Origin of the sequence: Rhodococcus sp. MEB032 (assembly GCF_030208925.1) — a bacterium.
Taxonomy (GTDB): Bacteria; Actinomycetota; Actinomycetes; order Mycobacteriales; family Mycobacteriaceae; genus Rhodococcus_F; species Rhodococcus_F qingshengii.
On sequence record NZ_JARVSY010000005.1, the window covers coordinates 1 to 12,350 of the forward strand.

Below are 12,350 nucleotides of genomic sequence, written 5' to 3' on the forward strand. Positions count from 1 at the left end.
GCGGGCACGCCGCCGGCACCCCGGCATGGAGTGAACGACACGCTCACCCTCTTAGGCGAGGGGAACGGTACGTTCACACCATCACTGAAAAGCGTGCGCGCACCACAAGTCTCGTCAGTCGAAGGTCAATCTCGACACCAACCTGCCACGGAACCCGTCGAGCGTGGCTAGGCTCGGAAGAGGTGCCCCGTGTGATCGGGCCCACCTCACCTGTGCACGCGTGATGACTACGGAGGCTTCGATGACCGATATTCTCGACCGCACCAAAATCTATGTTGATGGCGCCTGGATCGAATCCACTGGCAGCGGTCGGATCGACGTTCTCAATCCGGCTACGGAAGAGCTGATAGGAACTGTCGCCGAAGGCACTGTCGAAGATGTCGATGCGGCCGCGAAGGCAGCACGAAAGGCTTTCCCCGCTTGGTCTGCACTATCCGGCGGCGAGCGAGCCGAATATCTTTCCAAAGCCGCGGCGATTATTGCCGAACGTACCGATGATCTTGCGGCGCTGGTTTCGCAGGATATGGGCATGCCGATCGGATTCGCGAAGCCCGTGCAAATCGGAATGCCGCTCGCGAATTTGAATGCATTTGCCGAATTGGCTCGCACTTATGATTTCGACGCTCACGAGGTCGGGAATTCGCTGATTGTTCGCGAACCTGCGGGTGTTGTCGGCGCGATCACTCCCTGGAACTTCCCGCTCCACCAAGTTGTCTTGAAGGTTGGCGGTGCGCTCGCGGCGGGCTGCACCGTGGTTCTCAAGCCCACCGAGGTTGCGCCACTCATCACGTACGCTCTCGCTGACATCTTCGACGAAATTGGTTTGCCTGCAGGTGTATTCAACCTGGTAAGTGGCTACGGCCCGGTAGTGGGTGAAGCCATCGCCGGCCACCCGGAAGTCGACATGGTCTCCTTCACCGGGTCGACTCGGGCAGGCAAGCGAGTGGCCATCGTCGCCGCGGACACCATCAAGAAGGTCTCGCTCGAGCTGGGTGGCAAGTCGGCGAACGTCATTCTCGACGACGCCGATCTCGAAAAGGCTGTCACGGACGGCGTCGCAAAGTGCTTCATCAACTCGGGCCAGACCTGTTCGGCGCTGACGCGTATGTTGGTTCCCGCGGAGAAGGTGGATGAGGCAGCGGCAATTGCTGCTGCGGTCGCCGCTCATTTCCCGGTAGGTGATCCGACTCAGCCGACTTCGGTGCTTGGTCCTCTGGTGAACGCGAATCAGCTGGGACGCGTTCGCGGATACATCGAGAAGGGTGTGTCGGAAGGTGCCACCGCGGTTGTCGACGGTCGCGAAACCGGTCTGGCCAGTGGATATTTCGTCGGTCCGACGGTGTTCGCGAACGTGACCGAAGACATGACCATTGCGCGCGAGGAGATCTTCGGACCGGTCCTCTCGATCATGGGCTACAAAGACGAGGCCGACGCAGTGCGGATCGCTAACGGCACCGAGTACGGACTGGCCGGTGGCGTTTGGTCAGGTGACCCCGATCGCGCGGATCGCGTCGCACGGCAACTGCGTGCCGGGCAGGTCGAGGTGAACGGCGGCGCCTTCAACACGAATGCTCCGTTCGGTGGGTACAAGCAGTCGGGCGTCGGGCGCGAGGCCGGCACGTTCGGGCTCGAAGAGTTCCTCGAGATCAAGGCGATTCAGAGATAGTTTGTTCGAGAATGGCGATGCTCCCGTACCAAGTGCGGGAGCATCGCCATTTTTGTACCCGGATCAGGACTTGGCGGCATCCAAATGCTGAGCCGAGATGTTCGCCAGATGTGTCAGGTCCGAGGCCACGGTCACGAACGTGTAGCCCTCCCCGAGCCGTTGTGCCGCAACCTGACCGGAAGGTGTGTGGATTCCCGCAGCGACTCCGCTGACGGCGGCAGCTTCGCGCACCCTGGTGAGCGCTGATTCGAATTCCTCGGCGACGTCCGGATCGTTGGAGTGCTTACCTCCGACGGCGATTCGTAGGTCGGACGGCCCGACGTACACGCCGTCCAATCCGGGCACTGCGCAGATCTCTTCGACGTTCGCCAGACCCTGTGGGGTCTCGATCATCGCAAATACAACGGTGTCGCGGTTCGCGTCGGCGGGAACGGGGCCGATACGGAGTTGCGAGCGCATGGGTCCGTAGGAGCGGATGCCGAAAGGCGGATACTTGGCGGCTGCCACGGCGGCCGCTGCCTCTTCGGCGTTGTTGATCAGCGGAACGATGACGCCCACAGCGCCCGCGTCGAGTGCACGGCCGATGGGTGTCGGATTGTTTGCCTCGACGCGCACCATCCCGACGGTGGACGGTGACGAGTCGATGGCGGTGAGCCCGGCGACCATCCCCGAATAGCCGATCAGGCCGTGCTGCATGTCGAGGGCAATGTAGTCCCAGCCGACGTGCGCGATCCATTCGGTCGAGATCGGGCTGTCGATGACGGACCAATATCCGAGTATGCGTTCGCGTCCTCGGATGCGTGCGGCGAATTCCTGTGCTGACATAGTGAAGAACTCTTCCTGATGAAGGTCGGGTGTTTCAGCGGTTGTAGTTGGGCATGGGGCCTCGTAGGGCGGCACCGACGAGATCACACTCTTCGACGGTCGAGGCGTCGAGTGGACCTCGCCCGATGGCCGCGATATTGGATTCGAGGTGCGTTACTTTGGATCCTCCGAGGAGCAGCGATCCGGCGACGGGCTTGCTGACCAGCCAGCGCAACGCAAGCTCGGTCAGGGAGATGCCCGACTGCTCTGCGATTGCCGTCAGTTGAGCGATCGCGTCGAATATCTGTGTGTTCCAGTATCGCTCCTTGTACATCGACGCAAGACGTGAGTCGCCGAATCGGCCGTCGGCGGGACTTTCCTCGAAGGTGTGGCGCCCCGTGAGCAGGCCCCCACCGAGTGGGTTGTAGACCATGGTGGTCAGTCCGGTCACGTCCGCGAATTCTGCGTATTCTTCTTCGATGCGACGCGCGAGCAAGTTGTAGAGCTGCTGTGCGACGATCGGTCGGGGAGCTCCGACTGTGTCTGCGGTGTAGTTGATTTCACTGATTTGCCACGCTGCGAAGTTGGATACGCCGAGTGTGCGGATCTTGCCCTCGGCAACCAGTTCCGCGACGGTGGTGAGAGTTTCGGTCAGCGTGACGGTTCGGTCCGGCTGATGGAGATAGAACAGGTCGACGTAGTCCGTGTCGAGTCTGCGCAGGCTTCCTTCGACGCTTGCTCGGAGCCCCTCTGTCGAGAGTGGGCTGTTGTCGCCGGCATCGGGATGCGGCATTCCCGCTTTGGTGGCCAGAGTGACGGAATCGCGTCGGCCGTGGAGCAGCTTTGCCAGCATGCGCTCGGACTCGCCGCCCGCATAGCCGTTGGCCGTGTCGATGTGAGAGATACCGGCGCCTAGTGCTGCGTCGAGCATCGATCCGGCGCCCGATATGTCGACCGTGTCTCCGAATGTCATGGTGCCGAGCACCAGTTTCGGAAGCTCGAGTGGGGCGGTCATCAGGCAACTCCTCGTGATTCGGTCTGCTTGGCTAGCAAGTTCTTGGACAGGGCTGCCACCACGTGGCGTGGTTTGATGCCGACCATGGTGGTGGGATCGAGAGCAGCGCCTCGTAGTGCGCGGGTGTACGGCTCGCGCGGACTGGCGAGAACTGTGTCTGTGGAACCGGATTCGACGATGGTTCCTTTCGACATCACGACTACGGTCTCGCTGATTTCTCGGACGACGCCCAAGTTGTGTGAGATGAAAACGTACGTCAGACCGGTATCGGCCTGAATTTCACGTAGGAGCTCGAGTACCTGCGCTTGCACCGACACGTCGAGAGCGCTGGTCGCTTCGTCGCAGACCAGGATCTCGGGTCCGCTGGCAAGTGCACGAGCAATTCCGATGCGCTGACGTTGGCCTCCTGAGAACTCCGCCGGACGTCGGTGTAGTGCCGAGCTGGGCAAGCCAACGCGATCGACGAGTTCTGCTGCTGCCTTTGCACGTTCAGACTTGCTCCGAACACCTTTGAGGCGCAGTGGTTCTCCGATGATGTCCTCGGCAGTCAGATGAGGGTCGAGCGATCCGTACGGATCTTGGAACACCATTTGAACGCGAGAGCGGTAGGGGCGCAGCGACTTCTCCGACATCTGCGCGATGTCATTGCCGTCGACGAGAATGCGTCCACTGGTCGGTGTGAGGAGTCGGACGATCGATCGAGCGATGGTCGACTTGCCACATCCGGATTCGCCGACGATGGCCAAGGTCTTGCCCTTTTCCACCGAGAAGCTCACAGCATCCACGGCTCGGAAAACTCCGTCGGGAACCGGATACTCGACCACGAGATCTTCGACGGCGAGAAGTGGCGTTTCGTGGCGGGTCATGCCGAGGCTCCGATCTGTGTTGAACGGGCGGGGTCGCCGTCCCAAGGCCCCAGTTGAGGTATGGCGTCGAGAAGCTTTTGTGTGTAGGCGCTTTGCGGTGAGTCGACGAGAACGTCGGCACTACCGGTCTCGACAAAACGTCCGTCCTTCATCACGTAGATGCGATCGGAGACCAACCGCGCAACTCCGAGATCGTGAGTGATGACCAGCATTCCGATGCCGGTGCGCTCCTGCAACTCGAGCAATAGATCCAGAATCCCGGCCTGAACGGTTACGTCCAGTGCGCTGGTGGGTTCGTCGGCCACGATCAGTTCGGGGCCGGCAGCAAGAGCGCCGGCGATCAGGACGCGCTGCAACATTCCACCCGACAGTTGATGCGGGTACTTGTCGAGTTGCTGATCCGGATACGGAATGCGTACCTGCTCGAGCAGTTGCACTGCCCGCTCGATTTGTTGCTTCTTCGCGGTCACACCGCTGTGGCGCACTGCTTCTCGAAGTTGGCTACCGATGGTGTGGACGGGACTCAGAGCCGTCATCGGGTCCTGGGGGATGAGCGCGATGTGTTTTCCGCGAATATCGTTCAGGATCTTCGTGTTTCCGAGAATGTCCTGACCCTTGAACACGGCTTTCCCGGAAAGAACCGCAAGATCGTCCGGAAGCAGTCCGAGAATCCCCATGGCTGTCGTCGACTTTCCGGAGCCGGATTCACCGATGATGGTGACGGTTTCACCGGCGTCGATGCAGAAGGACACGCCGTCGACGGCTCGGATGACGCCGTTCGCCGTGACAAGTTCGATCTGGAGATCGTCGACCCGTAGTAGATTTCCCATGTCTCACGCCTTCGCTTTCTGGGCGCTGCCACGCCCGAACAGGCTTGCGCCCAGTCGTTTCGAACCTGCAGGACGATCGCGCAGACCATCGCCGAGTAGGTTCACTCCGACGACCAGCAGCACGATCATCAGACCGGTCAACGTGACGATCCACCATGACGTGGTGATGTAGTCCTGGCCGTCGGCGATGATTCGTCCCCAGGTAGCGAATGGACGTTGCGGTCCGGCGCCCAGGTAGCTCAACGAACTTTCCAGCAGTACGGCCTGCGCGAGCAGCAGCAGGACGACGAGCGATGCCTGCTTGACGATGTTGGGAATGACGTGACGAAGCAGGATGGCCATGCGGGTAAGTCCGAGGACTCGAGCTGCAGCTACGTAAGGCTTTTCGCGTTCGACGAGTACCAATGAGCGAGTCAACCGTGCGACTTCGGGCCACTGTGCGATCGCGATGACAAACGTGATGACGGGAATGGACGGGCCGAACAGCGCAACAACGAGAAGCAGCATCATCAGCAAAGGCAGAGAAAGCTGTGCTTCGAGTAGGCGGGAGATCACGGTGTCGACCCAACCACCGAAGTACCCCGCGGCGGATCCGGCGACGATGCCGATGACGCCGGAGACGATCACGGCGAGAATACCGATCGTCAGAGACACCTGGCCGCCGTGCAGGATCCGTGAGAGCAGATCTCGTCCCAACTGATCGGTGCCGAACAGATGGCCGTCGGTGAGGGGCGGTAGCCGTCGACTGCTCAGGTTGGTCTGGTTCGGATCTGCAAGGGGGAGTAGTCCCGCCAATGCAACAGGAAGAATCACCAGGAGCGCGCAGATCGAGCCGGCCCAGATCTTGACTCGGCTGTCTCGCTTACGGCGCGTGGCTCCGGCGCGTGCGAAGTCTGCCTCGGTGACCGCGCTGGCGCGTGGAGTTGTTGGAGGTTCCAAGACGGTAGTCATCAGTTGGCGCCCTTTCCGAGTCGCACGCGTGGATCCAGGAGGGGGTAGAGGAGGTCCACTGCCAGTTGCACGAGCACTGCGAGAACCGCGGTGACAAGTACGGTGGCCTGGATGAGCGGGTAGTCGCGAGTCTCGAGTGCGCGGACCACCAGCGAGCCGACACCAGGCCAGGCGAACACGACCTCGACCACCACGACGCCGTTCAGCATTCCGGCAAATCTGGTGCCCAGCGCGGTGACGATCGGAATCGCCGAATTACGCATCGCATATCGCCAGGTGAGTTCGCGTTCCGATACTCCGCGAGAACGTGCGACCGTGATGTACGGAGAAGCGAAGGCCGAGACCATTTCGCGTCGAACCATCCGGGAGATCAACGCGATCTGAAGGATGGCGATGGTGACGGTAGGCAGGATCAACGACGGCCACGTGGTGAAACCGGCTGCCGGGAGTACTGGGATCAAGACCGCGAAGATCGTCACCAGCATCAGGCCGCTCCAGAACTCCGGCATGGACTGCCCGCCGACGGCTACGACGTTCGCACCGAGTTCACGTCTGGTGTCCGCGTGACGGGCCATCCACACGCCCAGCGGAATCGAGAGCACGGCGGTCAACAGAATGGAGCTGACGGCAAGGGTGATGGTGTACGGGAGACGGCCGAGGACAACGTCCATAGCCGGCGCCTGGAACGAGTACGACGTGCCGAGATTCAGGTGGACGAGGTCCCACAGGTAGATCAGGTATTGGGAGAACACCGACTTGTCCAAGCCCATGTCAGCACGGATCTGTGCGAGATCCTCGGTGCTGGCCAGCGGTCCGGCCAAGGCGTAGGCAGGATCGCCGGGTGCCATTCGGATCAGGACGAACACTGTTGTGAGCGTGAGGAAGATCGTCAAGGCACTCTGTGCCAGACGTTTGAGCACGTATTTGACGGTCGGGTTGATCCGTGTGCGTCGACGCGGAGAGATTCCGAGAGCGGTTTGCGGTTTCGGAGCGGTGAGAGTCATCGCCTCAGGCCTCCAATCGGACGGCGCCGAGGTCGTAGGAGTTGATCGGGGTCAGTGAAACATTTTGTACACGAGTGCGTTTCGCAAGGAGTGCGTTGGGTACGAAGCTCCACAGGCAAGGCCAGGTGTTCCAGATGTCTTGTTGTGCGGCGTCGAGTAGAGCGGCGCGCTTGGTCGGGTCTGGTTCACTGGATGCGGCTTGGATCTTCGCGGTGATTTCGGGGAAGACGTACCCGTGATAGGTGTCGCGAGTTGCTTCCTTCTCCGCTGTGCCGGCGTACATCCCCTGCAACGTCGTCAGTGCAAGTCCGGTCTGGTTGCCGTAGCCGTTGCCCAGCACATCCCAGTCGCCGGTCTTGCCCTGGCGCCAGGACGAGATGTCACCGCCCGGTTCGAACTGCTGGAGTTTGACGCGTACTCCCACGGCCTTCATCATTTCGAGTACCGATTCCATCACCGAGACGTCGTTGGTGAACTCTCCGGTTTCCCAGATGAAGGTGAGTTCGAGGTCGTCGGCACCTTCGGCCTCGAGCATTTGCCGCGCTTTCCGTGGATCATATTGGTAAGTGCCGGTTTTCACGGCTCCGTCCAAGGTCGACGGTGCGGGGCCGGTGGCCGGGACTGCGGAACCGATCAGCACGTCCCGAGCGAGTGACTCACCGTCGATGGCATACGTGAGAGCCTCTCGGACACGCGGATTGGACAGTGGGTGATCGGCGGGCTTGCGGAAGTTGAAGAACAGTTGGTTGATGCGCGTGCTCGGCACTGTGTCCACCTGGACACCAGGCAGATCGGCGAGTTGTTCGGCGGAATCGGGACTGATCGAGTCGATGACGTCGACCTCGCCGCTCCGAAGCGCGACGACGCGGCCGGCCTCTTCGGGAATGAAGCGGACCTGAACACGACGAACGCCGGGGGCCGGGCCCCAGTAGTTGTCATTGGCGACAAGCGTGTAATCGCCGGTGCCCCGGTTCGATTCGCTGACGACGAACGGTCCCGACCCGATTCCGCTCTGCAGTTCGTTGGGTTCGTTGGCAGCGGCCGGGGTGATCAAGATGTTGGACATGAGCGAGTCCAGAACCGGCACCGGGGAATTCGTCCGAAGGATGAAGGTGCGATCGTCGATGGGGACGACCGTCGGCCACTCTGGGAACTGCGGTGCGACAAACGATCCGCTGACCTGCTGGTACATCTGCATTGCCGTCGTGACGTCGTCGATCAGCACAGGTGTGCCGTCGGAGTAACGGATGCCCTCGCGGAGTCGAACCGTCCACTCGGTCGGGCCGGTCGATTCGAACCTGTCAGCGAGAACGAGTTGCGGTGTCAGACTGTCGCCGATCCGGGTGAGACCTTGTCTGACGCCACGCTGAGCCGTGACTGCTGCGTCGAATTGATTGAGCTTGTTGTCGAGGCTGACGAGCGAACGGTTGAGCCCGAGCACCAGGGTGTCCTGGGTCGGCTTCCCGGAAGGGCCGGCGCACGCGGCAGTCGTGCCCAGAAGCGTTGCGCCACCGATCAGCCCGGTGAACTGCAGAAAGGATCGCCGGGAGAGCTGTGGTGTTCGCAAACGAGTATTGGTCATCGGTGACCTTTCGATCCTGACGGGGCAGCGTGGGGGCGACGCTCCGAGCGGACTGTTGGTGAACAATCGCGTCGGGCTCTCGCTTGTAACTCAGCTCACAATGGCACTGTTGCGCACTTCGCGCAAGTCCCGTAACTTCGATTGCGTACTTCGCGCATCGGTCGCGATGCTGTGCATACTCGATTCAGACCGAAAGGGGGTCGAGGAATTCGATGAAACCACTGGTAATCATCGCTGATGATCTTTCCGGAGCAGCGGAGTCGGCCGCAGGATTTCTGCTCCGCAGTTCGGGCATATCGCTTCGGCTCGGCCCAGATGCGCCCGACGGATCAGGAGTGACGGTTTTCGATCTGCACTCACGGCGATCCGACCCCGCCAGAGCCTCTCGGGACGTGAGATCAGTTCTGCAATCGTCTGACGGCTCCGAGATCGTCAAGAAGATCGATTCCCTGCTCAGGGGCAACATAGCAGCGGAGGTTGGAGAACTCTCCCGCGACGGATCCCCGGTCATCGTCGCCGCCGGACTGCCCAGACAAGGGCGCACGGTGCAAGACGGCGTGGTGTTGGTCGATGGGGTTGCGTTGCACTCCACCGACCTGTGGCGCGCGGAGTCGAAGCCGACTCCTCGGTCGATTGCAGAGGCGCTCGGCCCGTCGGCAATCACTTCTGGCGTATCGCTGGATGACATTCGCTCCGGTCGTTTGAGCCAGGTTCTTGCGTCGATCTCAGAAGCCGGGTCGGTGGCGATCTGCGATGTCGAGACCGAGAATGATCTGGAACTGATTGTGGCTGCAGCACAGGAGGTTCGGGGTTCTCGATTGGTAGGAACCTCGGCGCTCGCGATGGCAGTGGCACGACGAAGAACCGTGCAGGCACCCCGCGCGTGCCCGTCTCTTCGTGATTCTCGATTTACCTTGGTCGTCGTGGGGACGGCGGATGCGTCTGCCGGGGACCAAGTGGCATTGCTTCGGGATTCAGGGGCGCATCATATCGAAGTGAACAGTGCTGAGCTGCTGGCGCATTCGGTCGATCCGCTTCCGATTCTGAACGCACTGGATCGCGGAAACGTCGTGGTTTCGGTAAGTGGACCTGTCGTGCCTGCAGAATCCGTCCACCTCGTTTCGGCTCTCGCCGATCTGATCGCTGCCGTCGATGCAGGATTCTCCCACGACGAGTACCCGATCGACCTGGTACTTACCGGTGGCGAAACCGCGCGCAGCGTTCTCGACCGCCTGCGGATCGACACGCTGTCACCGATTTACGAAATCGAACACGGCGCCGTACTTTCCGTCGATCGCACCGGACGGTACATCGTCACGCGGCCAGGCAGTTTCGGGAATGCACACAGTCTTTTCTCCATAACGAAGTTTCTCGCGCACCCCACCCCGGTCGCCGCTCCGGACAGTCCACCTTCAGTTACTCCTTCAGACAACGAGGTCAATCCCATGTCAATCGAATCCACTCCACTGCCGCTGATTGCTGTCATGATGGGCGACGGCGCCGGCGTCGGACCGGAAGTGATCGTCCCCGCACTCCTCGACGCCGAAACGAGAAAGCGTTGCCGCCCTGTTGTTGTCGGCGACGCGAAGCGTTTGCGATTGGCTGCCACGGTGCTCGGAATCGACGTCGACGTGGTCGCGATCGAGGAGATCAAGGATGCTGAATTCATCGATGGACGGATCAACGTCATCGACCTGGACTTGCTACCCGAGGATCTCGCCTGGGGTGAACTGTCGGCAGTCGCGGGGGATGCGGCCTATCAATATATCCGCGTCGCAAGCGAACTCGCCGTACGCGGTGAAGTCCAGTCGATCTGCACGGCGCCGCTGAACAAGGAAGCGCTGCATGCGGCAGGACACATCTATCCCGGACACACGGAATTGCTTGCGCACCTGACCGGTACCGAGGAGGTGTCGATGATGTTGTCGACCCCCAAGCTCAAGGTGATTCACGTGACCACTCACATCGGACTGCTCGATGCAGTTGCCAGGATCGAGCCCGGCCTGGTCGAGAGGACCATTCGTCGAGGTCACGAAGCTTTGGTGCGCACGGGCAATCCATCTCCGAAAATCGGCGTGTGCGGGATCAACCCGCATGCGGGGGAGAACGGGCTTTTCGGGTACGGAGAGGAAGAGCAGAAGATCATTCCCGCCGTCGAACTCTTGAAGGCAGAAGGAATCGACGTCCACGGCCCACTGCCGGCGGACACGGCATTCTTCCTCGCTGGACGTGGGGACTACGACTTGATCGTTGCGATGTACCACGATCAGGGGCACGGCCCGGTCAAGGTTCTCGGGATCGAGGCCGGCGTCAACATCACCGTCGGGTTACCTGTCATCCGTACCTCCGTCGATCACGGAACCGCTTTCGATATTGCAGGTAAGGGCATCGCCGAGGCCGGTAGTATGGTCGAAGCGCTGCGGCAGGCGGCCGAATTGGCAACCAGCACATTCGTTTCCAAGTAAGAACCACGGTTTGTAGGGGGAGGAGCGATGGCCATCCGGGAGTCGGAGGCGAGGCGGTCGGAGATTGCGAGGCTCGCTCGCACCAGCGGTCTGGCCAGTGTCGAGGATCTGTCTGCCCAATTCGGGGTGACTGCATCCACGATTCGTCGCGACCTGAGTCAGTTGACTGCCCAGGGAGTAATTGCTCGAACGTACGGCGGGGCGATTGCTCTCAACCCTCATCCGGAATCCTCCTTGCGTCAACGCGCAATGGAGGGATTCGACGCCAAACGGGGCATCGCCGAATGGGCTGCTGAGCAGGTCCGGCCCGGAGAAACCGTGCTCCTTGATGCAGGTACCACCGTCGGAGCGATGGGAGAGTTCTTACGTCACGTGACGAATTTGACGGTGATCGCTGCAGGGCTGACGGCGCTCGAGGCGTTAGCCGACGCTGATGGTGTTCGAGTCGAATGTCTCGGGGGGACCCTGAGACAGCTCAGTCAAGGATTCGTCGGGCCACTGGCGGAAGCGTCGCTGCAGCGGGTGTCGTTTGACAAGGCATTCCTCGGTGCCGATGCAGTTACGGCTGACCTGGGTATTTGTGAAGCTGAGCTCGATCAGACCCGGCTCAAGGAAATGATGATCGAACGTGCCGGCGAGGTCTACATCCTCGCCCACTCCGCCAAGCTCGGTGAACGTCCTTTCCATGCGTGGGCGCCGATTCCGCCGGGGGCCGTGCTGGTTACCGATGCTGCAGTAGACGCAAAGCAAGTCGCGTTGTTCGAGGATGCAGGTATCCGAGTCCAAGTGGTGTGAGTTCCCGCTGCGTGCCGATCCGGGCACGGTGTCCGGCGTCACATGATGTCCGAATTCGTGAAAATCGACTGAAACGGGCAATCTTGCTGGGGAAATGGATACCTCTGAGTCTCTGACCTGTGGATTTGTCAAAGACTTCGGCGGACGCGTAACTTATTCCAAGTCAGAGCGACACGGACACCGACTCCCGCCTTCACGGCGAGTGACACGAGGTTGGACGAAGTGCCTGACCAAATTTCGAAGTAGTTTCCATCGTGTATGGTTGTGCTTCACCTCCAGTTCTTCCCCGAATGTTCAGCGGTTTGCGCCGGTGACCAGGTTGGGATAGGCTGGAAAAGTTGCCCCGGAGCGGCGGCCATAGGGTCGTGGTGA

The 12,350-nt window shown here is 60.9% G+C and carries 10 protein-coding genes; 3 read left to right on the plus strand and 7 right to left on the minus strand.

Features of this window, described 5'->3' with window-relative positions; all coding sequences use genetic code 11:
- Window positions 1-241: 241 nt before the first annotated feature.
- On the plus strand, window positions 242-1,666 hold the full coding sequence (locus QRN54_RS06005) for an aldehyde dehydrogenase family protein (RefSeq protein WP_007732506.1): 1,425 nt from the start codon (window positions 242-244) through the stop codon (window positions 1,664-1,666).
- Window positions 1,667-1,729: 63 nt separating this feature from the next.
- Here QRN54_RS06005 and QRN54_RS06010 read toward each other — a convergent pair whose 3' ends face one another.
- From QRN54_RS06010 to QRN54_RS06040, 7 genes are read right to left on the minus strand one after another with little or no spacing between them, the layout of a single operon-like run.
- Window positions 1,730-2,491 carry an HpcH/HpaI aldolase family protein gene (locus QRN54_RS06010; protein ID WP_285181738.1) on the minus strand — a complete coding sequence of 254 codons (762 nt, stop codon included), beginning with the start codon at window positions 2,489-2,491 and terminating at the stop codon, window positions 1,730-1,732.
- A 34-nt stretch (window positions 2,492-2,525) separates the two neighbouring features.
- A complete protein-coding gene (locus QRN54_RS06015) occupies window positions 2,526-3,485 on the minus strand; it encodes an aldo/keto reductase (RefSeq protein ID WP_003941424.1) in 960 nt (319 codons plus the stop codon).
- Entirely contained in the window at window positions 3,485-4,351 is an 867-nt protein-coding gene (locus QRN54_RS06020) for an ATP-binding cassette domain-containing protein (protein ID WP_007732503.1), read from the minus strand. Before QRN54_RS06020 ends, QRN54_RS06015 begins: the two co-directional genes overlap by 1 nt.
- Complete coding sequence (locus QRN54_RS06025) at window positions 4,348-5,181, minus strand: ABC transporter ATP-binding protein (protein WP_007732500.1); 834 nt, start codon at window positions 5,179-5,181, stop codon at window positions 4,348-4,350. The genes QRN54_RS06020 and QRN54_RS06025 overlap by 4 nt, the downstream gene beginning before the upstream one ends.
- A 3-nt stretch (window positions 5,182-5,184) precedes the next feature.
- Window positions 5,185-6,132 carry an ABC transporter permease gene (locus QRN54_RS06030; RefSeq protein WP_003941426.1) on the minus strand — a complete coding sequence of 316 codons (948 nt, stop codon included), beginning with the start codon at window positions 6,130-6,132 and terminating at the stop codon, window positions 5,185-5,187.
- A complete protein-coding gene (locus QRN54_RS06035; RefSeq protein ID WP_007732496.1) occupies window positions 6,132-7,136 on the minus strand; it encodes an ABC transporter permease in 1,005 nt (334 codons plus the stop codon). The genes QRN54_RS06030 and QRN54_RS06035 overlap by 1 nt, the downstream gene beginning before the upstream one ends.
- 4 nt (window positions 7,137-7,140) lie before the next feature.
- The gene (locus QRN54_RS06040; RefSeq protein WP_064689818.1) at window positions 7,141-8,718 is read right to left on the minus strand and encodes an ABC transporter substrate-binding protein; all 1,578 of its coding nucleotides are present in this window, start codon (window positions 8,716-8,718) and stop codon (window positions 7,141-7,143) included.
- Window positions 8,719-8,930: 212 nt separating this feature from the next.
- On the opposite strand from QRN54_RS06040, the gene pdxA reads away from it, so the two are divergent.
- Window positions 8,931-11,183, plus strand: a complete 2,253-nt coding sequence (gene pdxA, locus QRN54_RS06045) for a 4-hydroxythreonine-4-phosphate dehydrogenase PdxA (RefSeq protein WP_285181740.1) — start codon at window positions 8,931-8,933, stop codon at window positions 11,181-11,183.
- 27 nt (window positions 11,184-11,210) lie between these two features.
- The gene (locus QRN54_RS06050) at window positions 11,211-11,978 is read left to right on the plus strand and encodes a DeoR/GlpR family DNA-binding transcription regulator (RefSeq protein WP_003941419.1); all 768 of its coding nucleotides are present in this window, start codon (window positions 11,211-11,213) and stop codon (window positions 11,976-11,978) included.
- The last annotated feature ends 372 nt before the right edge of the window (window positions 11,979-12,350 follow it).

Bases quoted from the DNA above. Each gene is read 5' to 3' on its own strand.
- QRN54_RS06030 (WP_003941426.1), bottom strand. From the start codon at position 6,132: ATGACTACCGTCTTGGAACCTCCAACAACTCCACGCGCCAGCGCGGTC.
- QRN54_RS06025 (WP_007732500.1), bottom strand. From the start codon at position 5,181: ATGGGAAATCTACTACGGGTCGACGATCTCCAGATCGAACTTGTCACG.
- QRN54_RS06020 (WP_007732503.1), bottom strand. From the start codon at position 4,351: ATGACCCGCCACGAAACGCCACTTCTCGCCGTCGAAGATCTCGTGGTC.
- QRN54_RS06015 (WP_003941424.1), bottom strand. From the start codon at position 3,485: ATGACCGCCCCACTCGAGCTTCCGAAACTGGTGCTCGGCACCATGACA.
- QRN54_RS06035 (WP_007732496.1), bottom strand. From the start codon at position 7,136: ATGACTCTCACCGCTCCGAAACCGCAAACCGCTCTCGGAATCTCTCCG.
- QRN54_RS06010 (WP_285181738.1), bottom strand. From the start codon at position 2,491: ATGTCAGCACAGGAATTCGCCGCACGCATCCGAGGACGCGAACGCATA.
- pdxA (WP_285181740.1), top strand. From the start codon at position 8,931: ATGAAACCACTGGTAATCATCGCTGATGATCTTTCCGGAGCAGCGGAG.
- QRN54_RS06050 (WP_003941419.1), top strand. From the start codon at position 11,211: ATGGCCATCCGGGAGTCGGAGGCGAGGCGGTCGGAGATTGCGAGGCTC.
- QRN54_RS06005 (WP_007732506.1), top strand. From the start codon at position 242: ATGACCGATATTCTCGACCGCACCAAAATCTATGTTGATGGCGCCTGG.
- QRN54_RS06040 (WP_064689818.1), bottom strand. From the start codon at position 8,718: ATGACCAATACTCGTTTGCGAACACCACAGCTCTCCCGGCGATCCTTT.